The sequence below is a fragment of the Streptomyces sp. NPDC127119 genome (genome assembly GCF_042677425.1).
Classification (GTDB): Bacteria; Actinomycetota; Actinomycetes; order Streptomycetales; family Streptomycetaceae; genus Streptomyces.
Map to the genome: position 1 here is coordinate 21,793 of NZ_JBHXTO010000041.1, position 24,365 is coordinate 46,157.

The 24,365-nt window shown below is 70.8% G+C and carries 21 protein-coding genes and 7 tRNA genes; 10 read left to right on the top strand and 18 right to left on the bottom strand.

The window, feature by feature from the left end; translation table 11 throughout:
* Nucleotides 1–15 precede the first annotated feature (15 nt).
* From thrS to ACFVH5_RS19620, 3 genes are all read right to left on the bottom strand, one after another.
* Nucleotides 16–1,992 (bottom strand): threonine--tRNA ligase, encoded by a 1,977-nt coding sequence (thrS, locus tag ACFVH5_RS19610; protein WP_385834930.1) that lies wholly within the window; start codon nucleotides 1,990–1,992, stop codon nucleotides 16–18.
* Nucleotides 1,993–2,190: 198 nt separating this feature from the next.
* Nucleotides 2,191–3,414: a hypothetical protein gene (locus tag ACFVH5_RS19615; RefSeq protein ID WP_385834931.1), complete on the bottom strand. Its 1,224-nt coding sequence runs from the start codon at nucleotides 3,412–3,414 to the stop codon at nucleotides 2,191–2,193.
* Nucleotides 3,411–3,977 carry a DUF4365 domain-containing protein gene (locus ACFVH5_RS19620; RefSeq protein ID WP_107019874.1) on the bottom strand — a complete coding sequence of 189 codons (567 nt, stop codon included), beginning with the start codon at nucleotides 3,975–3,977 and terminating at the stop codon, nucleotides 3,411–3,413. The genes ACFVH5_RS19615 and ACFVH5_RS19620 overlap by 4 nt, the downstream gene beginning before the upstream one ends.
* A gap of 168 nt (nucleotides 3,978–4,145) precedes the next feature.
* On the opposite strand from ACFVH5_RS19620, the gene ACFVH5_RS19625 reads away from it, so the two are divergent.
* Nucleotides 4,146–4,874, top strand: a complete 729-nt coding sequence (locus ACFVH5_RS19625; RefSeq protein WP_384810214.1) for a 3'-5' exonuclease — start codon at nucleotides 4,146–4,148, stop codon at nucleotides 4,872–4,874.
* A 63-nt stretch (nucleotides 4,875–4,937) separates the two neighbouring features.
* On the opposite strand, the gene ACFVH5_RS19630 is transcribed toward ACFVH5_RS19625, so the two are convergent.
* A tRNA-Val gene (locus ACFVH5_RS19630) sits at nucleotides 4,938–5,009 on the bottom strand.
* Nucleotides 5,010–5,048: 39 nt separating this feature from the next.
* The gene (locus ACFVH5_RS19635) at nucleotides 5,049–5,531 is read right to left on the bottom strand and encodes an SRPBCC family protein (protein WP_385834932.1); all 483 of its coding nucleotides are present in this window, start codon (nucleotides 5,529–5,531) and stop codon (nucleotides 5,049–5,051) included.
* 95 nt (nucleotides 5,532–5,626) lie between these two features.
* Between ACFVH5_RS19635 and ACFVH5_RS19640 the strand changes: the two genes are divergently transcribed.
* Nucleotides 5,627–8,104 carry an SCO7613 C-terminal domain-containing membrane protein gene (locus tag ACFVH5_RS19640; protein ID WP_385834933.1) on the top strand — a complete coding sequence of 826 codons (2,478 nt, stop codon included), beginning with the start codon at nucleotides 5,627–5,629 and terminating at the stop codon, nucleotides 8,102–8,104.
* Nucleotides 8,105–8,692: 588 nt separating this feature from the next.
* On the opposite strand, the gene ACFVH5_RS19645 is transcribed toward ACFVH5_RS19640, so the two are convergent.
* From ACFVH5_RS19645 to ACFVH5_RS19675, 7 genes are all read right to left on the bottom strand, one after another.
* Nucleotides 8,693–11,449 (bottom strand): Tat pathway signal sequence domain protein, encoded by a 2,757-nt coding sequence (locus tag ACFVH5_RS19645; RefSeq protein WP_385834934.1) that lies wholly within the window; start codon nucleotides 11,447–11,449, stop codon nucleotides 8,693–8,695.
* A 103-nt stretch (nucleotides 11,450–11,552) separates the two neighbouring features.
* Complete coding sequence (locus ACFVH5_RS19650) at nucleotides 11,553–12,164, bottom strand: hypothetical protein (RefSeq protein WP_385834935.1); 612 nt, start codon at nucleotides 12,162–12,164, stop codon at nucleotides 11,553–11,555.
* Between the two features lie 7 nt (nucleotides 12,165–12,171).
* Nucleotides 12,172–13,095, bottom strand: a complete 924-nt coding sequence (locus ACFVH5_RS19655) for a carbohydrate ABC transporter permease (RefSeq protein WP_385834936.1) — start codon at nucleotides 13,093–13,095, stop codon at nucleotides 12,172–12,174.
* Nucleotides 13,092–14,063: a carbohydrate ABC transporter permease gene (locus tag ACFVH5_RS19660; RefSeq protein WP_385834937.1), complete on the bottom strand. Its 972-nt coding sequence runs from the start codon at nucleotides 14,061–14,063 to the stop codon at nucleotides 13,092–13,094. Before ACFVH5_RS19660 ends, ACFVH5_RS19655 begins: the two co-directional genes overlap by 4 nt.
* A complete protein-coding gene (locus ACFVH5_RS19665) occupies nucleotides 14,063–15,352 on the bottom strand; it encodes an ABC transporter substrate-binding protein (protein ID WP_384810230.1) in 1,290 nt (429 codons plus the stop codon). The genes ACFVH5_RS19660 and ACFVH5_RS19665 overlap by 1 nt, the downstream gene beginning before the upstream one ends.
* A 904-nt stretch (nucleotides 15,353–16,256) precedes the next feature.
* Nucleotides 16,257–16,328, bottom strand: a tRNA-Val gene (locus ACFVH5_RS19670).
* 69 nt (nucleotides 16,329–16,397) lie between these two features.
* On the bottom strand, nucleotides 16,398–16,832 hold the full coding sequence (locus ACFVH5_RS19675) for a TIGR02611 family protein (RefSeq protein ID WP_384810232.1): 435 nt from the start codon (nucleotides 16,830–16,832) through the stop codon (nucleotides 16,398–16,400).
* 191 nt (nucleotides 16,833–17,023) lie between these two features.
* On the opposite strand from ACFVH5_RS19675, the gene ACFVH5_RS19680 reads away from it, so the two are divergent.
* Both ACFVH5_RS19680 and ACFVH5_RS19685 read left to right on the top strand, forming a co-directional pair.
* Nucleotides 17,024–17,437, top strand: coding sequence for an SsgA family sporulation/cell division regulator (locus ACFVH5_RS19680; protein ID WP_003959770.1), 414 nt, complete (start codon nucleotides 17,024–17,026; stop codon nucleotides 17,435–17,437).
* Between the two features lie 655 nt (nucleotides 17,438–18,092).
* Nucleotides 18,093–18,650 carry a CGNR zinc finger domain-containing protein gene (locus tag ACFVH5_RS19685; RefSeq protein ID WP_384810235.1) on the top strand — a complete coding sequence of 186 codons (558 nt, stop codon included), beginning with the start codon at nucleotides 18,093–18,095 and terminating at the stop codon, nucleotides 18,648–18,650.
* A 41-nt stretch (nucleotides 18,651–18,691) separates the two neighbouring features.
* On the opposite strand, the gene ACFVH5_RS19690 is transcribed toward ACFVH5_RS19685, so the two are convergent.
* Together ACFVH5_RS19690 and ACFVH5_RS19695 are read right to left on the bottom strand one after the other, a co-directional pair.
* Nucleotides 18,692–18,844, bottom strand: coding sequence for a hypothetical protein (locus tag ACFVH5_RS19690; protein WP_189772695.1), 153 nt, complete (start codon nucleotides 18,842–18,844; stop codon nucleotides 18,692–18,694).
* A 197-nt stretch (nucleotides 18,845–19,041) separates the two neighbouring features.
* Nucleotides 19,042–19,488 carry a hypothetical protein gene (locus ACFVH5_RS19695; RefSeq protein WP_385834938.1) on the bottom strand — a complete coding sequence of 149 codons (447 nt, stop codon included), beginning with the start codon at nucleotides 19,486–19,488 and terminating at the stop codon, nucleotides 19,042–19,044.
* A gap of 294 nt (nucleotides 19,489–19,782) precedes the next feature.
* On the opposite strand from ACFVH5_RS19695, the gene ACFVH5_RS19700 reads away from it, so the two are divergent.
* A complete protein-coding gene (locus ACFVH5_RS19700; RefSeq protein ID WP_385834939.1) occupies nucleotides 19,783–20,307 on the top strand; it encodes a DsbA family protein in 525 nt (174 codons plus the stop codon).
* 28 nt (nucleotides 20,308–20,335) lie between these two features.
* Here ACFVH5_RS19700 and ACFVH5_RS19705 read toward each other — a convergent pair whose 3' ends face one another.
* The 3 genes from ACFVH5_RS19705 to ACFVH5_RS19715 all read right to left on the bottom strand — a co-directional run bounded on the left by ACFVH5_RS19705 (nucleotide 20,336) and on the right by ACFVH5_RS19715 (nucleotide 23,275).
* Entirely contained in the window at nucleotides 20,336–21,160 is an 825-nt protein-coding gene (locus ACFVH5_RS19705) for a GNAT family N-acetyltransferase (protein ID WP_385834940.1), read from the bottom strand.
* Between the two features lie 148 nt (nucleotides 21,161–21,308).
* Nucleotides 21,309–22,130: an aminotransferase class IV gene (locus ACFVH5_RS19710; RefSeq protein ID WP_385834941.1), complete on the bottom strand. Its 822-nt coding sequence runs from the start codon at nucleotides 22,128–22,130 to the stop codon at nucleotides 21,309–21,311.
* Between the two features lie 38 nt (nucleotides 22,131–22,168).
* Complete coding sequence (locus ACFVH5_RS19715; RefSeq protein WP_385834943.1) at nucleotides 22,169–23,275, bottom strand: chorismate-binding protein; 1,107 nt, start codon at nucleotides 23,273–23,275, stop codon at nucleotides 22,169–22,171.
* Between the two features lie 156 nt (nucleotides 23,276–23,431).
* Here ACFVH5_RS19715 and ACFVH5_RS19720 point away from each other — a divergent pair.
* The 5 genes from ACFVH5_RS19720 (at nucleotide 23,432) to ACFVH5_RS19740 (ending at nucleotide 23,933) form a co-directional block, all read left to right on the top strand.
* Nucleotides 23,432–23,504, top strand: a tRNA-Gly gene (locus ACFVH5_RS19720).
* A gap of 39 nt (nucleotides 23,505–23,543) precedes the next feature.
* Nucleotides 23,544–23,617, top strand: a tRNA-Cys gene (locus ACFVH5_RS19725).
* A 1-nt stretch (nucleotide 23,618) separates the two neighbouring features.
* Nucleotides 23,619–23,690, top strand: a tRNA-Val gene (locus tag ACFVH5_RS19730).
* A gap of 23 nt (nucleotides 23,691–23,713) precedes the next feature.
* Nucleotides 23,714–23,785, top strand: a tRNA-Val gene (locus ACFVH5_RS19735).
* A 73-nt stretch (nucleotides 23,786–23,858) separates the two neighbouring features.
* Nucleotides 23,859–23,933 (top strand) — tRNA-Val (locus tag ACFVH5_RS19740).
* A gap of 61 nt (nucleotides 23,934–23,994) precedes the next feature.
* On the opposite strand, the gene ACFVH5_RS19745 is transcribed toward ACFVH5_RS19740, so the two are convergent.
* On the bottom strand, nucleotides 23,995–24,291 hold the full coding sequence (locus ACFVH5_RS19745) for a zf-TFIIB domain-containing protein (protein ID WP_384810254.1): 297 nt from the start codon (nucleotides 24,289–24,291) through the stop codon (nucleotides 23,995–23,997).
* Nucleotides 24,292–24,365: the final 74 nt, after the last annotated feature.

A 24,365-nucleotide genomic window follows, 5' to 3' on the forward strand; every position in this document is an offset into this window, starting at 1 on the left:
GCGCGCCCTAGGGCCTCAGATCTGCACCCGCTCCTCGACGACCTTCGCGATCTTCGCGATGGCCTCGTCGAGCGGGATGCCGTTCTCCTGGGAGCCGTCGCGGTAGCGGAAGGACACGGCGCCCGCGGCCATGTCCTCGTCGCCCGCGATGACCATGAAGGGCACCTTCTGCTTCTGGGCGTTGCGGATCTTCTTCTGCATGCGGTCGGAGGACGAGTCGACCTCGACCCGCAGCCCCTTCTTCTTCGCCTCGGCGGCGAACTTGTGCAGATAGTCGATGTGCGCGTCGCCGATCGGGATGCCGACCGCCTGGACGGGCGCCAGCCACGCCGGGAACGCGCCCGCGTAGTGCTCGAGGAGCACCGCGAAGAAGCGCTCGATCGACCCGAACAGCGCACGGTGGATCATGACCGGCCGCTGCTTGGTGCCGTCGGGGCTGGTGTACTCCAGGTCGAACCGCTCCGGCAGGTTGAAGTCGAGCTGCACGGTCGACATCTGCCAGGTCCGGCCGATCGCGTCCTTGGTCTGGACGGAGATCTTCGGCCCGTAGAACGCGGCGCCGCCCGGGTCCGGGACGAGCGGGAGGCCCTGCTTCTCGGCCACCTGCCGCAGCGTCTCGGTGGCCTCCTCCCACACCTCGTCCGAGCCGACGAACTTCTCCGGGTCCTTGGTGGACAGTTCCAGGTAGAAGTCGGTCAGGCCGTAGTCCCGCAGCAGGCCGAGGACGAAGGTGAGCGTCTTGTCGAGCTCCTCCGCCATCTGCTCCTTGGTGCAGTAGATGTGCGCGTCGTCCTGGGTGAAGCCGCGGGCGCGGGTCAGGCCGTGCACGACGCCCGACTTCTCGTACCGGTACACGGTCCCGAACTCGAAGAGGCGCAGCGGCAGTTCACGGTAGGAGCGGCCGCGCGCGTCGAAGATCAGGTTGTGCATCGGGCAGTTCATGGGCTTGAGGTAGTAGTCCACGCCCTCGTCGAGCTGCATGGGCGGGTACATGCCGTCGGCGTACCAGTCCAGGTGGCCCGAGGTCTCGAAGAGCTTCCCCTTGGTGGCGTGCGGGGTGTAGACGAACTCGTACCCCTCCTCCTCGTGGCGGCGCCGCGAGTAGTCCTCCATGACGCGGCGGACGATGCCGCCCTTGGGGTGGAAGACCGCGAGGCCCGAGCCGATCTGCTCCGGGATGGAGAACAGGTCGAGTTCGCTGCCGAGCTTGCGGTGGTCGCGCTTCTCGGCCTCGGCGAGGAACTCCAGGTGCGCCTTGAGCTCGTCCTTGGTCGGCCAGGCGGTGCCGTAGATGCGCTGGAGCATCGGGTTCTTCTCGCTGCCGCGCCAGTAGGCGGCGGCGTTGCGCATCAGCTTGAACGCCGGGATGTTCCGGGTGGTGGGCAGGTGGGGACCGCGGCAGAGGTCCTTCCAGCACAGGTCGCCGGTCTTGGCGTCGAGGTTGTCGTAGATGGTCAGCTCGCCCGCGCCCACCTCGACGTCCGCGCCGTCGTCGCTCGAAGCGGCACCCTTGAGGCCGATGAGCTCCAGCTTGTACGGCTCGTCGGCCAGCTCCTCGCGGGCGGCCTCGTCGGTGACGACCCGGCGGGAGAAGCGCTGGCCGCGCTTCTGGATCTCCTGCATCTTCTTCTCGACGGCCTTGAGGTCCTCGGGGGTGAAGGGCCGCGCCACGTCGAAGTCGTAGTAGAAGCCGTCCTTGACCGGCGGGCCGATGCCCAGCTTGGCCTCGGGGAACAGCTCCTGCACGGCCTGGGCCATCACGTGCGCGGTGGAGTGGCGCAGGATGTCGAGGCCGTCCTTGGAGGAGATCTCGACGCTCTCGACGGTCTCGCCGTCCTTCACCTCGTACGCGAGGTCCTTCAGCTCGCCCGCCACGCGCGCGGCGACGATGGTGCGCTCACCGGCGAAGAGCTCGGCCGCCGTAGTCCCCGTCGTCACCACGCGCTCTTCCCGCTCGGAATCGCGTTGGATGATCACACGGACGTCTGACACCGGACTCTCCTACCTGAAGGGAACGCGTGCGGCGACTCCTGCGCGCGTCGTGGAAGCGATCGTACCGAGCCGGGGGCACCGACCGCGAAACGGTTATCCCCACGCCCGCCCTCGGCCAGCCCTCGGCCAGCCCTCGGCCAGCCCTCACCCCGTCCGCGGCCCGTCCGCGGCCCGTCCGCGGCCCGTCCGCGGCCCGCGTCAGTCCTCCGTGCACGCCTCCTCGAAGAAGTCGAGGTTCTCCTGGAGGGACTTCATCAGGCGGTCGCGTTCCGCCTCGTCCACCTGGACCGGTGTCACCCCGGACGCGCCGGTCAGCCGGCGGAATCCGCCGCGGCTCTCCAGCCGGCCGTGCACCCGCACCGGGAGCCCCACGAGATGGGCCTGCCCCGCGATCCGGTACGACTCCTCGTCGAGGGTCATCCGGACGTGCGGCACCTCGGCGCCCGCGATGACCTTCAGCCGTACCGTTCCGTCGCCGCGCGGCCCCGACCTGCGCATCCGCACCACGGCCCCGGTGACGCGCACGGGCACGGACGGCTCCTCGCGCAGATAGCGGGCCCCCGCCTCACGCAGCGCGGGCAGGTCCCCGGGCGAGAACTCGACGGGCTCCGCGGACGCCGCGCACCCCTCGGGGACCCCCGCGGCGGGCGCCCACTCGACGGCGACCCTGGCGCCCTCCGTTCCCCGCACCAGCGCCACGAGCGCCTCCGTCAGCTCATGGCTCACCCCCGCCTCGACCGCCCCGTCGAACGCGTCCATGCCACCCGTGGCACGCCGGTAGTCGATCGCCTCACGGGCCGCGTACAGCGCCTGGTGGAGTTGGACGGCGAGCGGGCGGCCGGTGGCGACCGGCACGAAGGCGGTGAGGCGGCGGCCACCGGGGGCGGCTCCGACCAGCACGTTCTCCAGGGAGGCGGCGGCGGGCCTGCGGTGGCGGGCGCCGTGGTAGCCGGCCCGCCCGCGGGTGGCGAGGGCGCCCGCGAGGAGGATCTGCCGGGCCGCCGTACGCATCTGCTCCTCGACCGTCCACGGCGATGTGCCGACCGGGCCCACCGGGACGTCGCGCCACCAGTGGATCTCGTCGCTGGGCACGGCGAGGCCGACCAGGACGTCACGGGCGGACGGCGAACCGCTGCGGGACAGCGCGACGAGGGCCTCCCCCAGCAGGTCCTCGCTGTCCGGGAACGCCCGGCTCTCGGGCACGAGCAGACTGGTGCCGGAACCGCCGGGCCCGGGTGGCGTCCAGCGGCCGTACCGGCCGGGCGCCCCGCCGCGGCGCTGCCAGCCGTGCCGGAGCAGCAGCGCGCCGAGGACGGCCGGATCGACCTCGTCGGGCCGCGGCGGCTGGTCCCACAGCCCCGGCGGCTCGACGGGGTGGGGCCTGACGGGGCGTAGGGGCTCGTCGAAGGGGCGGTGCGTCACGGTATGCCTCCCGTACCGACCCGCGTCATGATCTCGCAGAGCGCCCTGTCGTCGAAGACGCGCGTGGTCGGTATCCGCACGGTGGTCCTGCGCCGGCCGGTGATCCGGTGTCCGGCGAGGTTGATCCAGTAGCAGCAGTGCCGCAGGTCGAGGCCTTCGTGGCCGGCACGCAGCCAGTCGTCCTGCGATCTGGGCACCAGCATCACGACCAGTATTTTGTGCACCGAGACCGGGGTCCGGGCCAGCTTCTCCAGGTGGGCGTTGTCGAGCGTGAAGGAGAAGGCGGCGCCCGGCGGGTTCGGCGGGATCTGGTACGTGCACTTGAGCTGCACCTTGATGGTGACTTCGTCGTCGACCGTGTGCCCGGGGGCGCTGTGGCTGACGTGCCAGTCGATGCCGTTGTCCGGAAAGGGCTGGGACAGGGAGCAGCCCGAGGCGGCCGCCACCGCGTGCAGATAGCCGACCTGCAGTGTCTCCATGCATGCGGTGGTGGCCAGTGAGCCGCGATGCGGTGCCGTCCGCCGGGGCAGCAGCCCGCCCTGCTCGGGCTGCGCGAGCGCCATGTCCAACAGCCTTCCGAATCCGGTGAATCCCCGCGACGAGTCGCTGAACTGCAAAGACCCGTACCTCTGTTGTCTCCTTCCGGCGTACGGCGCAAACAGCCCGGGTATCACAAAAAGGGCAGGGGACGGCGCGTCAACTGCCGAAGGTGAACGAGGAGTTGTGTGCGTATGACGTGCTGGTACGAAGGGCCCTTGACCGCTTTCGACACGGAGACGACCGGTGTCGACGTGGAAACCGACCGGATCGTGTCGGCGGCCATCGTCGTCCAGGACGCTCCCGGCAGCCGCCCGCGCGTGCGTCGCTGGCTGGTGAATCCGGGGGTGCCGGTGCCCGAGGGCGCCACGGCGGTGCACGGGCTGACGGACGAACACCTGCGGCGCAGCGGCCGCTGGCCGTCGCCCGTCATGGACGAGATAGTCAGGGAGCTGGCCGAGCAGAGCGCGGCGGGACGGCCGCTCGTGGTGATGAACGCGCCCTTCGATCTGACGCTCCTGGACCGGGAGTTGCGCAGGCACCGGGCGTCCTCGCTGGACCACTGGTTCGAGTCCGTGCCGCTGCGCGTCCTCGATCCGCGGGTCCTCGACAAGTATCTGGACCGCTACCGCAAGGGCCGCCGCACGCTGACGGACCTGTGCGCGCACTACGAGGTGGAGTTGCAGGGCGCCCACGAGGCGGCGGCCGACGCGCTGGCCTCCCTGGAGGTCGTACGGGCGATCGGGCGGCGGTTCGCGACCCGCATGGAGCGGCTGTCACCGGCCGAACTGCACACGCTGCAGGGCGGCTGGCACGCGGCGCAGGCCCGTGGCCTGCAGGCGTGGTTCGCCCGCAGCGGTTCGGAGGAGCTGGTCGACCAGTCCTGGCCCCTGCGTCCCGAACTCCCGGCGGAGGCCGCCTGAGCGCCGCGTCATGCGGGATCATGCAAAAAGCCGGTCCGTCTGTGACGGACCGGCCTTTCCCGGTGGGCGATACTGGGTTCGAACCAGTGACCTCTTCGGTGTGAACGAAGCGCTCTCCCACTGAGCTAATCGCCCGGGAACGCACCGAACAATACAGGTCTCCGTGCGTTTCCTTCAAACCGCTTCGCGGTTCCCCCGAAGGCGGGCGGCGAGCCCGCGGCGCCCCGCCCTCATCATCAGCGTGTGATTGGCGCGGAAGACGGGCCGCCCGGGCACCGCGAACCGTCGCAGCAGCGGCTTGGTCACGTGCACCTCCTGGTCGTAACGGGCGCGGGTGCCCGGCCCGCCACCCGGCCCGTCGCCCGCTCCGTCGGCGGCGACGGTCCACCGGGCCCAGCCGTCCACGTCGCCCGTCATCGAGATCTCCAGGATGCCCGCCGCCCGGTCGCGCCGGACCTCCCTGGCGGTGAACACGAGGTCGTACGGCAGCACCGAGCGGATCCGGATGACACCACTGGCCCCGTCGACGGGCGTCACCTCGCGCACCTGCGGCCACCAGAGCGGATAGCGCTCGGCGTCGGCCAGCGCGTCGTAGACGTCGCCGGGCGGGGCGGCGAGGATCCAGAGGCTGCGGAAGCGGTAGTGCGTCCAGTCCATGGGTTTCATGATCCGGGTCTGCCCGCCCACCACAAGCCCATGACCCGCCACGGCTGCCCAGGACGGATCTGAGTACGACCTGAGTACGTACGCTCATGCCGTGGGACGTGACCCGGACCACACTCCAAGGCATGACGAACATTCCGCCGCCGGCCGAGGAGTTGCGGATCCTCGACCACGAGCTGTGGCAACTGGACGCCCGCAGGGCCCAGTTGCTGGCCCGCCGGATCTGGCTGCTCAATGTGCTCCGGTCGGCCGGGCCCCAGGCGGCCCCCGCCCATGTCCCGGCCGCCCGGCCGCCCCGCGCTCCCGGGCCCCGACGCCCGGAGGCCACGGCCCCCGGTGTGCAGAACGTGCTGCTCGTGCTCGGCGGCGTCCTGCTGACCATCGCGGCCATCGCGTTCACGCTGGTGAGCTGGGGCGACATGGGCATCGCCGGACGGTCGGCGGTCCTCGGCGCGGTCACCGCGGCCGCGCTCGCCGCGCCGGTGCCGCTGCTGAAGCGCGGCCTCCGCTCGACGGCGGAATCGGTGGCGGGCCTCGGCCTCGCGCTGACGGTGCTCGACGCGTACGCCCTGCACGAGGTCGCCCTCTCCGCGGTGGGCGGCACCGGCTACGCGGCAGCGGCGGCGGCCCTCCTGGCCGCGCTGTGGACGGCGTACGGCCGTGTGCTCGGCGACCTGCGACTGCCCCTCCCGGCAGCCGTGGCGTCCGCCCAACTCCCCCTGCTGCTCTGGGCGGTGGCGGCCGACGCGGGGGCCCACCCGATCACGGCAGCGCTCCTGGTGACGGCCGCGTCGGACACCGCGCTGGCCCTCTCCGTCCCCGTGCGCTCCATCCGGCCCGTACGGATCGTCGCCGCCGTCGGCGCCTACGGCACGGGCGCCTTCGGCGTCCTGGCGGCCGGCGTCCTCATACTGGACGCCCCCGGTCCGAGCGCCGCCGCCCGTGCGGCGGCGCTCCTCGCCCTCGCCGCGGCGATCGCGCTCGGGGCCGCATGGCGTGCCCCCGAGGCGCGGGCCGCTCTCGGTCTCGCGTCGGCCGGCGGTCTGATCGCCGTCGCCGCGGCGGGCGGCGTGCTCCGTACGGTCCTGCCCGGTGTGTGGACGGTCCCGGCCTGCCTGGCCTGCGCGATCGCCCTGCTGTCGGTACGCGGCACCTGGCTGCCCGGGACCGTACGCCGTGGCCTGTTCTGGTCCTCCGTCACGGTGCAGGCGCTCGCCGTGGCCGAGACCCTGCCCCTCGTCCTCCTGACCCTGTTCGGCCCGGCCGGCTGGGCCGCTCACGCCTGGTCCGGCGCGCCGTCGGACGCCCGCGACGCGGTGACGGTCTCCGCGCCGTGGATGTCCGGCACGGAGAGCGCTCCGCTGGTGCCGGCGGCGGTGGCCGCGGTGCTGGCCCTGACGTTCCGGAGCGGCGCTCGGCGCCCCTTCGCCCTGAGCGGGGCACTGCTCCTGGCCTGGTCCGCTGCACTGCCCCTCCCCGCGATCGCACAACTCCCCTACACGGCGGCCCTGGTGGCGCACGGCGCGATCACGGTGGCCGTGCTGGCGGCAGCGGAGTACACGTCCGCGACCGTCGACCACCCCCCGGTGGCGGTCCGACGCGCGCCTCTGCTCCCGACCACCGCGCTCTGCCTCGCCCTCCTCGGCTCACTGCACCTGGTGGCCCTCTCCCTGGCCTCCGAAGCGGCGACACTCGCCGTGCTCGCAACCCTGACCGCGGTGTTCGCGTCGGCGGCGGCCCTGCGCAAGGGGACGAACCTCCGGGCCGTCACGACCGCCACCGCCCTCGTGTACGCCACGGCGCTCGCCTGTGCCACGGGCGCGTCCCTCGACTGGCAGCCGCAGCACATCGCGCTGCTCGTCCTGGTGGTGCCGGCCGTCGCGGCGGTGCTGGCGCCCCGGTTCGGCGATCGCGCGACGACGGTGTCCACCGAGGTCACGGGAGCCGTCGCGGGACTGCTGGCGATCGGCCTCGCGACCGCCGAACTGCCCGTCCTCGCCCTGGTCCTGGCCCTGTGCGGCGTGATCGCCGCGGGCACGGCCGTACGCGAGGACCGCAGGCAGGTCGGCCATGCGGCGGCCGTGCTGTTCGTCCTGGCCGCGTGGGTCCGGCTGGCCGCGTGGGACGTCGGCGCCCCGGAGGCGTACACGCTGCCGGTGACCGTGCCCGCGCTGCTCCTCGGGTACGTCCGCAGGAGCCGTGACGCGGAGGCCTCGTCCTGGACGGCGTACGGGCCCGGCCTCTCGGTGACACTGCTGCCGAGCCTCCTGGCCGTATGGGGCGACGCGAACTGGCTGCGCCCCCTGCTGCTGGGTTCCGCGGCACTGGCCGTCACCCTCGTCGGCGTCCGGCACCGCCTCCGGGCCCCGCTCGTCCTGGGCGGCGCCACGCTGATCCTGGTCGCCCTCCACGAACTGGCCCCGTACATCGCCCAGGCCATGGGCGCGGTCCCCCGCTGGGCCCCACCCGCCCTGGCCGGCCTCCTCCTCCTGACCCTGGGCGCCACCTACGAACAACGCCTACGGGACGCACGACGGTTCAGGGACGCCCTTGGCCGAATGCGCTGACACCGCCGCCTGAACGGGGCCGCCCCACTCTGGGGGGCCGCCCCGCGAGGGCCGCGTCCTGCTGGGGGGGGGCCGCCCCGCCTCGGAGGGGGCCGTCCCGCCGGGGGGAAACCGCCCCCGCGGGGAGTCGCCCCGCCAGGGGCGCTCCCGAGGGGCGCGGGGAACTGCGCGGCCAGCCACAACGGACCCGCACCCGAACATCCCTCCACGGAGGGGGCTCAGCGCACTGCGGGTACGTGAGCCGCTGCGCGCACGTCGTGGCTGGTCGCGCAGTTCCCCGCGCCCCTAAAAGGCGCCGAGGCGGGCGCACCCGACAGGCGGCTCAGCCCCACAGAGGCGCAGCGCACTGCGGGTACGTGAGCCGCCGCGCGTACGTCGTGGCCGGGCGCGCAGTTCCGCGCGCCCCTGAAGGGCGCCGCGGCGGGCGTCCTCCTGGGGGCTGCAGCCCCTCGCGGGCGCAGCGCACGGCAGGCGCGTGTGTCGGCGCGCGTGCGTCGTGGCCGGGCGCGCAGTTCCTCGCGCCCCTAAGGGCGCCGAGGCGGGCGCGTCCAGCCACAGCGGACCCGCCCCCAACCCCCAGCGGCAGCGTCACGGCATCTGGTCGCCGATCAGTGCCAGATTCTGGATCGCCGCCAGCCCGTACAGCGCCGTCGTGTTCGTCGACACCCAGGGCGCCTCGCTGCCGGCGACGAGCCCCGTCGGCCCCGCGACCTCTTTCGTGGACCAGTCCGTCGTCTCCTTGTAGTCCCACGTGTCGGCGCTGTTGTAGAACTGCCGCCACGCCCGCGCGGCGAGTGCGTCGTCGCCCAGTTCGACCGCCGCGTACGCGTCCTGCCGCGAGTGTCCCTGGAACAGCAGCAGCGACCCGAAGTCGGACCCGTAACGGGCTTTCTGCTCGGCCTTGGTCGCGTTGAAGTACCGGCAGTAGTCGAGCCACGCCTCCTTGAACTCCGGCATGTCGATCTGGTCGAGCAGTTCGGCGTTCAGTTCGACCAGCCCGAACATCGCCGAGAGGTGCGAGACCCCCACCACGGCCGAGCCGGCGACGGCGAACTTCCCGGTGTCCAGGTCGTACAGCGCGCTGCCCTGGACGAACCCGTTCGGCTGCGCGGCGATGGTCTCCATCGTGGACAGCACGCGCGCCCGCGCCTTCTCCCACTTCGGCCCGCGCCGCTCCCATTCGGTGAGCCACGCCGACACGAGCCCGCTCCAGTCGGTGCCGAAGCCGATGGAGAGGGCGTTGCGGTCCGGCTCGTACGGCTCGGTGCGGATCTTGCGGATCGGGTCGAGCACGAGGAACGTCTCGTCGGAGTCGACGTTGGCGTGCATGAGGTCGCCGACGCGTTCGTCGCCGGTGAGGAAGTAGTAGTAGCGCCGGTAGGTCGTGTTGGCGATGCGCTGCTGCTTGGCGCTGTCGGCGTAGTGCTGGACGCCGTGCCGGGTGCCGAGGCCGGCCCACTGCCCCAGGTGGTAGACGTCGACCTCGCCGGTGTGCCGGGTCATGGCCTCCGCGAAGCGGAAGATGTCGGCGCGCCCGGAGCGCATGTAGGCGAACCAGAGCCACAGGTCGGGCGACAGCTCGGAGTTGTCCCAGGCGTAGCCGCCGACGTCGTAGCACCACTGGTGACGGCTCGGATCGTACGTGTGCATGATGTCGCCGTAGTCCCAGAAGCCGTACCACCTACGCATCTCCACCTGGTCCTTGTAGTAGGTGAAGAGGAAGTCGAGATGGTCCTCGATCTTCGCCTTGGCGGCGGTGGAGCGGTCCGGTTCGGAGAACAGCCTGCCGAAGACACCGGCCTTGATCAGGTGCTGGGGCGGAGCGGCGAGCTGCGCCGGCTTGCGTACGGCGGCCACCTGCTTGGCCGTCGCCGCGGCGCTCGGGGTCGACTCGTGGGCCCAGAAGAGGAGTTCGCTGGTGCGGGCGATGCCGTAGGGGGTGCCGAAGCCGGGCTCGTAGTCCTCGTAGGTGATGTTGAGGCCTTCGAGCTGTTCGGGGTACGTGTCCTGGCCCATGCCGTCGTGGTAGAAGCGCAGGTCCATGGGCTGCGACTCGGGCGACCAGAGCCACAGGGTGACCTCGGCCTCGTCGGTCTGGGCGTCGCGGATGTCGAGCTGGGCGGGGAACTTCTCCCAGAAGTCCCGCAGCCCGAAGGCGAGTCCACCGCTGGCGCCGCCCACGTACCCGAAGCCGCTGGCCCGCCGGCCGCCGCCCGCGGAGATCCAGCCGTGCCCCTTCTTGGTGCGCTTGCGTACGCCGAAACCGTCGGCCGACAGCTGCGAGAGGGTGTAGTCGCCCCATTCGGGGATGTACTGGAGCCGGGTGGTCACCCGCTGGTCCCAGGTCGACGGGTCGGGCAGCTTCTGTCCCTCGAACTGGGCCGTCCGGACGGCCGCGCCCGGGTCCCGGCGCAGCCCGGTGATGCCCTTGACCGCCTCGCGCAGCAGCCCGGTCCCCTCCCCGCCGATCCGGATGTGCCGGTCGTACGCGGCATCGCGCATCGGCACCTTGAAGCGCACGCCGATACCGCGGATGAAGTCGCCGCTCGCCTTTCCTGGCTCCTGGGTGCCGTCGAAGGTGATCGTGTGCACCATGCGGAACGACTCGCCGCCCGCGTAGAAGTAGAGCCGCACCGAGAAGGGCAGCCAGCTCCTGCTGCCCTTGCGGTGCTTGCCGTCGATGCGGACCACGGCGCGGACCGGCCCGTCCTGCTCGACCTCGGTCTCCGCGATGACGCTCTCGAACCGCTCGTACTTCTCGGCGCCCTGGTCGCCGTCCTCGATCTCGGGCTGGCGCAGCAGGACGAGACGGCCGTCCCTGGCGATCTCCGTCGAGCCGCGGACGACGGACTTGACGAGGGTGGCCCCGCTCTTGCCGATCTTCGCGGTGATGACCCCGGTCGAGACGGTGATGGTGCCGCCGCCGCTGCCGACCGTGATCTTCTTCTCCGGGGCGGCGGGCGTACCCGCGTCGAGGGTGAGCTTTCCGCTGCCCGCCCCCGGGCCGACCGCGTGCGCGGTCCACTTCAGGGAGCCGTCGGGCCAGTAGCCGATCGGCCAGGACTGCACGGGCACGGCTCTGCCGTCGGCGTCGGTCAGCGCGAACGTCTGGTCCTTGTCGTACGCGCCCTTCGGCCAGGGCACGCCCACGGTCGAGCCGGGGGCCTCACCGAGCCCGCCGTCCTCCAGCCAGTCCAGGGTCACCGGGTCCGCGTCGGCGGCCTCGGTTCTCGGGGCGGCCTGCGCGGCCCGGGCGTCCTGCGCACCCAGGGCCCAGCTGAACTGGGCGGCGGCTCCGGCGACGGCGGCCGCCTTGAGGAGGGACCTGCGGGGGATGGGGGACATGGCCTTTCCTTTCCTTGCGAGGAGGTCAGGTGCATGACAGAGAGAGGTACGGCGCCGGGGCGCCGACCTTGTGCGAAGTGGTCAAGACCGTCGGGACAGCCGGTCAGCGGCGTCGGCGACCGCGTTCCTCCACGGCGAGGGCCGCCGCCGCGACGGCCCCGAGGACGGGGATCGCCAGCGGCGGCACGAACCAGCCGGAGACGGCCACGACCGCCAGTCCGCCGACGAGCAGGAAGGACCCGACGGGGTCCAGGACCGTACGGCGTCCGGCGGCGCCGAGCAGTTCCCGCCACCGGGCGCCCGGCTCCCAGACCGCCGCCGCGCGCAGCCCGGAGACGGCCAGCCCGATCAGCGCGAACAGCCCCACGGCCCCGACGAACGGACCGCCCGGAATCCCGGCGCGCACGGCCTGGACGTCCACCCACACCGCGAGCGCCGCGGCCCACCCGGCGAGCCCGGCGGCCCACCCGCCACGCACGGCCAGGCGGAAGTCCGCGACGAACTCCCGCCAGCCGCCCGCCTCATGACCCGTACGCCGACGCAGGTGCCGTGCCCCGGCGGCGAACGCGGCCGGGTAGGTGACGACGGGGAGCGAGGCCACCGCGATCCACACCCCGGTGAGCAGACACTCGGCGAAGAGCGCGAACCGCTCGGCGAAGGCGGATTCACGCCGCGTGACAGCGGCCGTACGGGCCTTCGTGCGTGTCTGGGTCATGACCTGTTCAGCCCTTCAGACCGGAGGTCGCCATACCGTCGATGAGGTAGCGCTGGAAGGCGAGGAAGAACGCCAGCACGGGCAGCAGCGCCACCAGCGACATGGCGATCATGCCGCCGTAGTTGGCGACGCCCTCCTGGTCGCGGAACATCATCATGCCGAGAGAGACGGTGTACTTGGCGGGCTCGTTGAGGTAGATCAGCGGGCCCATGAAGTCGTTCCAGGCGTTGATGAAGGTGAAGATCGCACTGGTGATGAGGGCCGGGCGGCACAGCGGCAGCACGATCGACCAGTAGATCCGCAGATGCCCGCAGCCGTCGAGCCGTGCCGCCTCGTCCAGTTCCCTGGGCAGGTTCCGCATGAACTGCACCATGAGGAAGACGAAGAACGCCTCGGTGGCGAGGAACTTGCCGATCAGCAGCGGCACGTACGTGTTGATCAGTTCCATCTTCTGGAACATCACGTACTGCGGGATCAGCAGCACGTGGTACGGCAGCAGCAAGGTGCCGATCATCAGCGAGAACATCAGGTTGCGCCCGGCGAACCGGATACGGGCGAACGCGTACGCCGTCAGCGAGCAGGAGACCAGGATGCCGACGACGGAGCCGAGCGCGTAGAAGAGCGAGTTCTGGAAGAACGTGGCGATCGAGATGTCCGCGATGCCGTCGGCCAGCCCCTTGAAGTTCTGCAGGATCGGGCTGGTCGGGAAGAGCTGCAGACTGCCGATGATCTCCCGGCTGGGCTTGAACGAGGCGCCGATGACCCAGACGACGGGGTAGAGGACGACCGCGAGGACGAGCAGGGCGCTGAGGTGCCAGACGAGCGACCCGCCGGTCTTCCGCCCGAGCGCCAGGGGCTTGCGCGGCGGGGCGGTCTTCGTACCGGTGCCGGTACGCGTGGACACGCCGGTGGTCGTGGTGGTGGTGCTCATCGGGAGGCCTCCTCGTAGTGCACCCATCGCTTCTGGGACCAGAAGAGGACGACCGTCACCAGGGCCACGGCGAGCAGCAGCATCCAGGCCATCGCCGAGGCGAAGCCCATCTGGGCCTCCTTGAAGCCCTTCTGGTACAGGTAGCAGGTGTAGACGAGCGTGGAGTCGGCCGGTCCGCAGGAGGCGTTGGAGACCACGTACGCGGAACCGAAGATCTGGAACGAGTGGATGGTCTCCAGCAGCACGTTGAAGAACAGCACCGGGGAAATCATCGGCAGGGTGATGCTCCAGAACCGTTTGAACGGTCCCGCGCCGTCGACCTCGGCCGCCTCGTACAGCTCCTTGGGCACCTGCTTCAGACCGGCGAGGAAGATGACCATGGGGGCGCCGAACTGCCAGACGGTGAGCGCCACCAGGCTGTAGAGCACCCAGTCCGGGTTCCCGACCCAGCCGCCCACGTCGAATCCGAAGAACGACTGCGTACGGTCCACCGCGGCGTCGTCGGAGAACAGCGCGCGCCATACGAAGCCGATGGACACGCTCGCGCCGATCAGCGAGGGGGCGTAGAACGCGGCCCGGTAGAAGGCCTGTCCGCGCCGGCTCTGGGCGAGCAGCAGGGCGACCCCGAGCGCGAGGAGCAGTTTCAGCGGGGTGCCGATGATGACGTACTTCGCCGTCACCTCGACCGACTTCTGCCACCGGGGGTCGTCGAACATCCTGGTGAAGTTGTCGAAGCCGATCCACTTCGGGGAGTCGAAGAGGTTGTAGTCGGTGAACGCGAAATACAGCGATGCGGCCATGGGCCCCGCGGTCAGCAGCAGAAAGCCGGCGATCCAGGGGGACATGAAGAGGTAGCCGGCCAGGTTCTCCCGGCGGCCCCGCCGCTTCACGGCGACGGGGCGGCCGGGACGCTTCGCCGGGGCATCCGGCGGAGAGTCCTTGATGAGCGTCGTCACTGCTGTTCCCATCAGGTGGCGAGGGCGGTCTTCGCCTCGGAGAAGAACTGCTTGACCGCGTCGGAGACCTTGGTCTTGCCCGTCGACATGTCACTGGCGACCCGCAGGAAAGCGGCCTCCACGGTGTCGGCGCCCGCCGGGTGCGGTGTGATCGTGCCGAGCAGTCCGGCCTCGGCGACGTCCGCCTCGTACTTCGCGATCGCCTGGTTGGGGGCGTCGGCCGGCTTGTACGCGTCGAACTGCTCGGTGGTGGACAGGAGGCCCCGGTCGTAGCCCATGATCTTGCCGACCTCGGGGTCGTGCACCATGAAGGAGATGAACTGGGCGACCTCCTTCGGATGCTTGGTCCGCGCGAAACCGCTCAGCATCAGCGAGCCGAGGTACTGGCCGGTCTCCTTGCCGTCGGTCGTGGGGATCGGCGCCAGGCCGTAGCTGCTGTCGCCCTCCGTTGCGTAGCGCACGGTGAAGTTGTCCCAGGTGAACTCGGACGCCCCGTCCCCGGAGGCCAGCGCCGACTTGGGCTTGAGCTGCTCGACCTTCTTCGGGTCGGTGACGATGCCGGCCTTGACGCGGTTGTAGCCGTCCTGCCACCACTCCGTCAGATCGGTCTCCTCGAAACCGAGTCCGTCCTCGGTGAAGAACGCCTTGCCGTTCTGGCGCAGATAGAGGTCGTAGAGGTACATGATCCCGAAGTAGCCGGTGTCGCCCGCGACCTTCTGGGTGTCATGGATCTTCTTGAGCGCGGCGAAGTACTCGTCCCAGGTCCAGCCCTGTTCGGCCTTCACACCGGCGGCCTTGAAGACTTTCTCGTCGATGACGAGTGACATGGTGTTCGAGCCGACGGGTACGCCGAGGAGTTTTCCGTCGACCTCGCCGACCTTCTCCACTCCGGCGCGGAAGTTCTTGAGGTCCAGATTTCCCGCGTCCACTTGCGACTTGAGGTCGAGCAGAACACTTCTCTTGTCGTACTTCCGCAGGAATGCGACCGCGTTCTGGAATACGTCCGGTGGATTTCCGCCCGCGGCCTGGGTCTGGAACTTCTCCCAAAAGGCCACGTAATCCTGGAAGTCCGTCTTCACCTTGATCTTCGGGTACTTCTTCTCGAAGAGCTTGATGGACTGGTTGATGCGCTTGGCCCGCTCCTCCGCACCCCACCAGGCGAAGCGGATCTCGACCGTGCCGTCGCCCGATCCACCGCTGTCACCGCCACAGCCCGTGGTCGCGGCCAGCCCCGCCGTCGCGAGCGACGCCCCGGCCGCCTTGAGGACCGTCCGCCTCTCGACACTCCCGTTTATCCCCACAGTCGGGCCTCCTTGCGACGTCGCTGTCCGCTGCCATGAATCGTTTCAAGTAAGCGCTTGCTGGCACAAGGTACGGAGGCCCTTCGCGGGCGTCAATGATTCGGACAGGAATTGATGTGAAGGGACTCGCGCGGGCGTGAGCGTGAACTGGGGCGAATTGACTACGGAGTTGGGCGACTCCGCAGGTAGGGCGGGGTGGGTCGGGTGGTCGAACGGGAATGTCGGGGGGTGGGGGTTTGGGGAGGGGGGCTGAAAGGGGTGGGGTGCGTGGGGGTGCGCCGCCCCGGGAGGTCACCGCCAGAGGGCGCGGGGGCCAGGGGGTGCGCGGCCAGGGGCGCCCCTGCGGGGCGGTACGCCTGGGAGTGGGCTCGCCTCTGAGGCGGCTTCCTCGGGGAGGGGTCCGCCGAGGGTTTCCGCGGGGCCGGAGTACGCGAGGGGTGTCGCCCGCGAGGGCCTGGGGCGGGTGGTGCGCGGGGTCGCCCGTCGCTTCGGCGGTGTGACTTTGAGAGGTGAAGCGGCTGGTCGGAGGGCGTGTGCCCCCTGGGGCGGCCTCGGGCTAGCTCCTCGCGCCCGTTCAGGGACAGGGGCTCGACTGGGACCGGGGCGGGGCAGTGCAGCCGGTCCCACGGGCCTTCTTGGCGGCAGCGGGCGAGTCTCGCGTCTCTCGGGGCGGGAGTCGCTTTGGGTCGCGATCCGTGACCTGCGTTTGTGGCCACTGGACGCACGTCACCGCTGGGGCGCGAGGTGCGGCTGCGGCTGCGGCTGCGGCTGCGGCTGCGGCTGCGGCTGCGGCTGCGGCTGCGGCTGAACTTCCGGTGGCCGGCCGGGGGGCGTGTTGCCCGGAACGGCGATAGGCGGCTTGGGTCCACGCAAATCAGTGGACCCAAGCCGCCTATCGGCAGTGTGGGCGATACTGGGATCGAACCAGTGACCTCTTCGGTGTGAACGAAGCGCTCTCCCGCTGAGCTAATCGCCCGGGCGCAGGAAGAAGATTACCCCATGTCAGGGCGTGCGCCCGACCGGCCCGTGAGCGCGTGAACCGCCGCTACTCCTTGATGTTCCACGGCATCTCGATGCCGAACTTCCACACGTACACCCCGACCAGTACCGCGATGATCACCAGCCCGATGGTCGTCAGGATGATGTTGCGGCGCCGGACCTTCGGGTCGAGAGCCTTCTGTGTGGCCTCGGTGACTTTGCGTTTCGTCCAGCGGAGCACCAGCTGCGCCCAGACGAACTCGGTCGCCCAGATCGCCATACCGCCGAAGATCACCAGCCAGCCCGGACCGGGCAGCGGCAGCATGATCACGCCGGCCACGACGACCGCGAGACCTACTACGAACACACCCACCTGCCAGCTCAGGTGCAGCATGCGGCGTGCCTTGATGAATTGCGGCGCACGGGATCCGAGCGCCGGCTCGCTCTTGGTTTCGTCGGCCGCCATGGCGACCTCCCCCGTTCGGTCACTCCCCGTATTCATACGGCCAAACCCTACCGGACGGAAACCGGTCACCGGAATGGGCGTAGTACGCGAACGAGGACTCGGCCGGATGAGGTACCTAAAGACACGCAAAACACTCAGAGGGGTTTACAACGGCACCGTAGGTGGCATGTCGATTTCGCCGACGTGCGAATCCCCGAGCGCACACTGAGCGAAAGGCCCTGGCGCTTATGAACACCACGGTCAGCTGCGAGCTGCACCTGCGCCTCGTTGTGTCGAGCGAGTCCTCTCTGCCTGTCCCCGCAGGCCTGCGGTACGACACGGCCGATCCCTACGCCGTGCACGCCACCTTCCACACCGGAGCGGAGGAGACTGTCGAGTGGGTGTTCGCCCGCGACCTTCTCGCCGAGGGCCTGCACCGGCCCACCGGTACCGGCGACGTCCGAGTCTGGCCGTCCCGCAGTCATGGTCAGGGCGTCGTGTGCATCGCCCTGAGCTCTCCGGAGGGCGAAGCTCTGCTGGAGGCCCCGGCGCGGGCCCTGGAGTCGTTCCTGAAGCGAACCGACGCCGCCGTGCCTCCCGGCACGGAACACCGGCACTTCGATCTCGATACGGAGCTCTCACACATCCTGGCCGAAAGCTAGGACAAGGCTTCGTACCAAGCCGCCCGGCGCCGTCCACTCGGGGAGACGGCTCGGGCTCAGACAACTGCATATGGATCACATGGGCGCCGTCTCCGCGTTAGGCCGCGGGGGTGGCGCCTGTGTTGTGTGCTTGGGCCTTGTTACGGCTGCGTGGGGGTGGGGGTGACCGCCGTACGATTCCTGACCGCCGCCCTGGGCTGAGCGCGCCGTTCCCCGCGCCCCCCGTGGGCGGGGGTGACCGTCGTACGTTCCCTGACCCCCGTCCCTGGCCGAGTGCGCCGTTCCTCGCGCCCCCCCGTGGGCGGGGGTGACCGTCGTACGTTCCCTGGCCCCCGTCCCTGGCTGAGCGCGCCGTTCCCCGCGCCCCTGGGTGCGTGGGGGTGCACGTCGCATGGCCCCTGCACGCCGTCCCCGGCCGAGTGCGCCGTTCCTCGCGCCCCCAGGTAGGTGGGGGTGACCGTCGTACGTTGTCTGGCCGCCGTCCCTGGCCGAATGCGCCGTTCCCCGCGTCCCTGTGTGGGTGGGGGTGTGGGGCGTGTGGATCGTGGCGTCCGCCCTGGGGGTGCTGTCGGGACACCGTCGCTCCCGGCGGGAGCCGCTAGCATCGGCCAGCATCGGCGGGCGGTTGCCCGACCTTCAGGCCAGGGAGCGAAACGTGCTGATCACCCACGACACCCGGTGCGCCCTCGACACCGTGGTCGATCTGGTGAACACCGCACCGGAGGACGACACCCCGGACGGACTCGCGAACCTCGCGGCGCTGCTCGACTTCGTGCGAAAACACGCCATGAGCGATGTCGGGACCCTGTCCGAGCTCGATCTGTCGGCGGTGCGCCGGATTCGGGGGCGCTTCGCCGCGGTCTTCGCCGCCCCGGACGCCCGGACCGCCGCCTCGCTCATCAACGAACTGGTCGCCGCCGCCGGAACCACTCCGCGTCTCACGAACCATGACGGCTACGACTGGCACGTGCACTACTTCGCGCCCGGCGCGTCCGTCGCCGACCATCTCGCCGCGGACTGCGGCATGGCGCTGGCGTTCTTCGTGGTGGCCGGAGAGGAGGAGCGGCTGCGCCGCTGTGAGGCACCGGACTGCCGACGCGCCTTCGTCGACCTCTCCCGCAACCGCTCCCGCCGCTACTGCGACAGCCGCACCTGCGGAAACCGCCTGCATGTGGCCGCGTACCGGGCACGGCGCAAAGAAGCGGCAGGCTGACGGAGTCCTCAGCGGGTGACGCCGGGGACTCCGCATACGGCTCAGAGCAGCAGCAGATCGTGCAGCGAAGCCATGAGCAGCAAACAGCCGATCACCGCAAGGAAGATCATCAGCGGTGGCTGAGAAAGCGCGAAGAGACAACCCCGCCGTTCCTCGGGAGGAACAACGGTGTCGCTCTGGGTTGTGTCCAGCATCTCGCCGCGATGATGACGCAGCCGAGACGCCCTACGCGATCAACACGCCCGGATTATGGGGGAGTTAGCCGAAATCCGTGACACGGTGTTCCACGATCTGGGATACGCGGGTGCGAGCGGGCCGTCATGGAGGGCGGTCGGGTGTTCGTCCGACTCCCTGTGGCGAATCAGGAGATCCTCGCGTGCCGCCGCGTTCTTCATATCCCGTGCTTCTTCAGGATGGCTTCGATGTCGCTGAAGTCCTCCCCCGCCGGGGCCTTGCGCGGCTTGCTCTCGGGACGGGCCGCGGGGCGGGCCGCCGCCGGGCCCAGCGAGGGGGCCGAGGCCGCCGGAGCCACCGCCTCGCGCTGCGCGGCCCTGGCCGCCCTGCGCTCCTTGCGGGTCCCGCCCGTACGCCGCTCCACGGCGCGCGTGGTCATGAACAGCAGCCAGGCCGCCCCGAGCACGCCGACACCGGCCCAGGCGGTCGGACTGAACGCCGTGTCGGCCGCCCATTCGACGACCCCGGTCATCACGAGACCGAGCGGGACCAGCGAGTACGCGGCAAGGCGGGCCGCGGTGAGGAAACGCTTGCGGTACGCGGTGACCGCGGCGATGCCCAGGCCTGCCGCGGCGACGGCGGAACAGACGGTCTCGGCAATCATCCGGTCCTCCAGGCGGGGCGGGTGGGTCGGTCGGTCGGGGGCACTTCGTCCCTTCCATCCTGCACCGCCGCACGCCCGGTATGCCATGGTCCGGGGAGACCTCAGGGACATCTCCGGGTCGGGTCCTCCTGAGGTGCCGGTCCAGGTGGCCGGTCCAGGTGGCCGGTCCATGGCGAGGCATCGCCGGGGAGAATCGCGGTCGGCGCCCACCGGCTGCAGGGCGGACCGGGCGGACCCGGGGCCGCCCGGAGGTCCCGGTTGGGGCACGTGGGCCCCGGCTGGGAGACTGACCCCATGAGCGACTCCTCCCCCGCCCGCCCCGCCGTCCCCGTACTGGACATCTGGTGCGAACTGCAGTGCCCGGACTGCCGTAGTGCCCTCGACGACCTGCGCGCGCTGCGTGCCCGCTACGGCGACCGGCTGGAGCTGCGGCTGCGGCACTTCCCGCTGGAGAAGCACAAGCACGCGTTCGCGGCGGCCCAGGCCGCCGAGGAGGCCGCGGAACAGGGCAAGGCCTGGCCGTACGTCGAGGCGGTGCTGGAGCGGGTGTCGGAGCTGGACCGCGACGGGGAGGCGGTCCTCCTCGATGTGGCCCGCGGGCTCGGCCTGGACGTCGAGGAGTTCGACACGGCCCTGATCGACGGCCGGCACATCCTGATCGTGGACGCCGACCAGGCCGAGGGCAAGGCGATCGGCGTGACCGGCACGCCGACGTACGTCATCGACGGCGAGCGCCTCGACGGCGGCAAGAGCCAGGACGGGCTGCGCGAGCGCGTCGAGGAGATCGTGGACCGGCTGCTGGCCGGGCAGGAGTCCTGACGCCCGCCCTCTCCGGGGGCTTCCGCGGCTACAGCAGGTCTTTGTAGAAGTGGTACGTGGTCGTCCCGTAGCCGAGCGACTCGTAGAGCCGCTCGGCCGGGGTGTTGCCCGCGAAGACGTTCAGGCGGACACCTGCGTGTCCGGCGGCGCCTGCCCGTACCTCGGCCAGCAGCATCAGCGAGCGGCCGTGCCCCCGGCCCCGGTGTTCCTCGTCGGCATCGACGCGGTAGACGAACGCCCAGCCGTCACGCGCCGCCGTCCACAGCACACCCACCGGAGTTCCGTCGTGCTCCAGGACGTCGAGGTCCGAGCCCGCGCTGCCGGCCCCGTCCGGCAGCAGAGTGGCGTAGTCCTGATCGGCCTTGGTGCGGGCCTCGGCCTCGGGCATCCCCCCGGTGATCCACTCCTGGGTGTAGGCCTCCTTGGCCCGTACCACCCAGGAGTCGAACTCGGTCTCCGTCATGGGGCGGCCCCGGCTGCCGGCCGGGAGTTCGGGCGCGGTCGCGCCGAGCCGCTTCTCCATCGCGCGGTTGCGGACCACGTAACCGAGGGCCGTCGCGAGTCGCAGGGCCCGCGCCGCGTCGGCGGGTACCGACACCTCGATGCGCCGGCAGCCCCAGCCGCGCGCCACCTCCTCCGCGGCGAGCGCCGCCACCGTGCCCCGGCCGCGCCCCCGGTCCGGCTCCTCGATGCCCAGTTCAAGGATCCGGGCGACGGGCGGTCCGGAACCGGGGTCGGTGGCGAGATGTATCGCGCCCACGGGACGGCTGTTCACACACACCGTGTAGTGACGGGAGAGCGCCCCGTCGGCGTCGCGCTGAAGCGGCTCGGTCGGCCGCAGGGTGGTGGTCATCAGGGGTGTTGTACCCGTCCGGACGCCCTCACGCCATCGAGTTCGGCCGACGGTTCCGACGGGCGACCGCACGACGACCGGCGCGGAGATCCGGACAGCGATCGGTCCGGGGATCAGGTCAGCGATCGCCGCACGGTGACGGTGCGGCTCAGGGGTCGAGGTCGTCGGCCGCCCGCTCGGTGAAGATCCGCATGGCCTTCGCGGTCACCGGACCCGGCGCGCCCGGCAGTTCGCGGTCGTCGACCCGGTGCACGGCCTGTACGTCGCGCAGGGTCGAGGTCAGGAAGACCTCCTCGGCCCGCTCCAGGACGCCCAGCGGGAGGTCGGTCTCCTTGGCTCCGGTCCACTCGACGGTGAGGGCGCGCGTGATGCCCGCGAGGCACCCGGAGGCGACGGGAGGGGTGTGGATCTCGCCGTCGAGGACGACGAAGACGTTGGACCCCGTGCCCTCGCAGAGCTGCCCGACCGTGTTCGCGAACAGCGCCTCGGACCCGCCGTGCTCACGCGCGCGGGCGAGGGCGACGACGTTCTCGGCGTACGACGTCGTCTTGAGGCCCGTCAGCGCGCCGCGCTCGTTGCGGGTCCAGGGGACGGTGATCACGGCGGTGGAGTCGGGGCGGCGGCCGGACTCCGCCAGCGCCACGACCAGGGTCGGCCCCTGCTCCCCGCGGTCCGAGCCGAGCGGCCCGTGCCCGCCGGTGTACGTGATCCGCAGGCGGCCGAGCGGCATGGGATTGGCGTCCAGGACGGCCGCGCACGCCCTGAGCAGCTCGTCGCGGTCGGGCTCGGGCAGTCCGAGGCCGCTCGCCGAGCGTGCCAGGCGGTCGAGGTGCCTGGTGAGCGCGAAGGTGCGCCCGTCGGTCGCCTTCACCGTCTCGAAGATGCCGTCGCCCACGGTCAGCCCGTGGTCGAACACGGAGACGCGGGCCGACTCGCTGTCCTGCAGCCCGCCGTCGAGCCAGATCTTCACTGAACCTCACCTCACGAGAACGACGAGAACGTTCCGGGTCACCGGCCTGACGTGCTTCCCCGGCCGGAGACTCCGGGGGCCCGCGCGGAGGTGAGCCCACCCGCCTCACCCGCGTCGTACGCCCCTGGGTACTCCCCCGACGCTACAGCGAGCAGCCGGGCGGCCTTCAGCTCGGTCTCCTCCCACTCGCGCCGGGGATCCGAGCCCCACGTGATGCCCGCGCCGGAACCGAAGCGCAGCACGCCCGCGGCCCGGTCGATCCAGAAGGTGCGGATCCCGACGGCCAGTTCCGCGGTGCCGCGGTCGGCGTCGACCCAGCCGATGCCGCCGCAGTACGGCCCGCGGGGGGCCGTCTCCAGTTCTTCGATGATCCGCAGGGCGCTGGACTTGGGGGCGCCGGTGACGGATCCGGGCGGGAAGGCCGCGCCCAGCAGCTCCGGCCAGCCCACGTCCTCGCGCAGTTCGCCGCGGACGGTGGAGACGAGGTGGACGAGGCCCGGGTGCTTCTCGACGACGCACAGGTCGGGCACGGTCACACTGCCCGTGGCGCACACCCGGCCCAGGTCGTTGCGGACCAGGTCCACGATCATCACGTTCTCGGCGTGGTCCTTTTCGAGGAGGTCCGCCTCGGTGCGGCCGGTGCCCTTGATCGGACCCGACTCGACGACACGGCCGGTGCGCCGAAGGAAGAGTTCGGGGGACGCGGTGGCGATCTCGACCCCGTGGCCGGGCAGGCGAATCGTTCCGGCGTACGGGGCCGGGTTGCCGCGTGCCAGCAGGGCGGTCAGCGCGTCGACGTCGGCGTCCGGGGCGATGGGCGCGGACAGGACCCGGCAGAGATTCGCCTGGTACACCTCGCCGGTCGCGATGAGCTCCCGTATGCGGCGTACACCCGCCGTGTACGCGGCGCGGTCGAGCGACGACGTCCAGTCGCCGGCGGCGGGGCCCGTCCATTTCCCCGGCACCGGCGCGGGTACGGCCTCGCGCCGTACGTCCGCGAAACGGGCACAGACGACACGGCCCTCGAAGTCGGCGCTCACGGCCCAGAAGCCACTGGAGTCGAGGGCCGCGGGGTCGTCCGTGACATCGACGAGGCCGGTCGCGACGAGGCCGCCGAAGCGGGCGAGAGCTGGGAGGTCGTGCACAACCGTGAGTCTATGGTGGGTGACCTGCGGGTGCCTCGGCCGTGTCCTGGAGCGGGCGTAACGCAGCACGCTGCGCAAACGCGTTTTTGTGCTGGCCCCGGTATCCGCTAGAGTTCAACACGTCGCCGGGACGCGAGAGCCGACCGGAAACGACAAGCGGACGTAGCTCAGTTGGTAGAGCGCAACCTTGCCAAGGTTGAGGTCGCCAGTTCGAACCTGGTCGTCCGCTCGCAGGAAGTGGGGGATCTTCCCGACCCCCCGCACTCCTGGTGGAGTGGCCGAGAGGCGAGGCAACGGCCTGCAAAGCCGTCTACACGGGTTCAAATCCCGTCTCCACCTCCAAGGACGATTAGCTCAGCGGGAGAGCGCTTCCCTGACACGGAAGAGGTCACTGGTTCAATCCCAGTATCGTCCACTGATCCGGTTCGCCGGGTCCCCGCGCGATTAGCTCAGCGGGAGAGCGCTTCCCTGACACGGAAGAGGTCACTGGTTCAATCCCAGTATCGCGCACGCAGTACCGGCAGTACGAAGGACGAGCAGTACGCAGTAGAAGAGCGGTACGCATCACCAGCAGGTCCCACCCGCGCGATTAGCTCAGCGGGAGAGCGCTTCCCTGACACGGAAGAGGTCACTGGTTCAATCCCAGTATCGCGCACCAGCCGAAGCCCCCGGCCGTCTCGTACGGTCGGGGGCTTCGTCGTGTTCCGGGTCGGACCGGATCAGGAGGAGAAGAGCATGTGACCGAAGCTCTTCTGACGCTTGTGGCCGTAGTGGCCACCGTGCCCGCCATGACCGCCGTGCTGCGGCGCACCCCAGGCGGGTGCGGGGGCGGACGGATAGGCCTGCGGGGCGCCCTGGGGCGGCGGGCCGGGCTGCGACCACTGGCCCTCCATACGGGTCAGCGACTCCAGCTCGCCGTAGTCGAGAAAGATCCCGCGGCAGCCGCTGCACTGCTCGATCTGGACACCGTTGCGGTTGTACGTGTGCATCGGCGCATGGCACTTCGGACACTGCATGCTCGGCTCAACTCCTCGCCTGTCGGTACTGCTTCCGCCAGGACAGACTCTGTCCGGCTGCGGTCGGTTGCACC

Bases quoted from the DNA above. Each gene is read 5' to 3' on its own strand.
- ACFVH5_RS19680 (WP_003959770.1), top strand. From the start codon at position 17,024: ATGAACACCACGGTCAGCTGCGAGCTGCACCTGCGCCTCGTTGTGTCG.
- ACFVH5_RS19700 (WP_385834939.1), top strand. From the start codon at position 19,783: ATGAGCGACTCCTCCCCCGCCCGCCCCGCCGTCCCCGTACTGGACATC.
- ACFVH5_RS19650 (WP_385834935.1), bottom strand. From the start codon at position 12,164: ATGACCCAGACACGCACGAAGGCCCGTACGGCCGCTGTCACGCGGCGT.
- ACFVH5_RS19690 (WP_189772695.1), bottom strand. From the start codon at position 18,844: ATGCTGGACACAACCCAGAGCGACACCGTTGTTCCTCCCGAGGAACGG.
- ACFVH5_RS19705 (WP_385834940.1), bottom strand. From the start codon at position 21,160: ATGACCACCACCCTGCGGCCGACCGAGCCGCTTCAGCGCGACGCCGAC.
- ACFVH5_RS19655 (WP_385834936.1), bottom strand. From the start codon at position 13,095: ATGAGCACCACCACCACGACCACCGGCGTGTCCACGCGTACCGGCACC.
- ACFVH5_RS19745 (WP_384810254.1), bottom strand. From the start codon at position 24,291: ATGCAGTGTCCGAAGTGCCATGCGCCGATGCACACGTACAACCGCAAC.
- ACFVH5_RS19695 (WP_385834938.1), bottom strand. From the start codon at position 19,488: ATGATTGCCGAGACCGTCTGTTCCGCCGTCGCCGCGGCAGGCCTGGGC.
- ACFVH5_RS19640 (WP_385834933.1), top strand. From the start codon at position 5,627: ATGCCGTGGGACGTGACCCGGACCACACTCCAAGGCATGACGAACATT.
- ACFVH5_RS19645 (WP_385834934.1), bottom strand. From the start codon at position 11,449: ATGTCCCCCATCCCCCGCAGGTCCCTCCTCAAGGCGGCCGCCGTCGCC.
- ACFVH5_RS19660 (WP_385834937.1), bottom strand. From the start codon at position 14,063: ATGGGAACAGCAGTGACGACGCTCATCAAGGACTCTCCGCCGGATGCC.
- ACFVH5_RS19635 (WP_385834932.1), bottom strand. From the start codon at position 5,531: ATGGACTGGACGCACTACCGCTTCCGCAGCCTCTGGATCCTCGCCGCC.
- ACFVH5_RS19620 (WP_107019874.1), bottom strand. From the start codon at position 3,977: ATGGCGCTCGCGCAGCCCGAGCAGGGCGGGCTGCTGCCCCGGCGGACG.
- ACFVH5_RS19675 (WP_384810232.1), bottom strand. From the start codon at position 16,832: ATGAATACGGGGAGTGACCGAACGGGGGAGGTCGCCATGGCGGCCGAC.
- ACFVH5_RS19625 (WP_384810214.1), top strand. From the start codon at position 4,146: ATGACGTGCTGGTACGAAGGGCCCTTGACCGCTTTCGACACGGAGACG.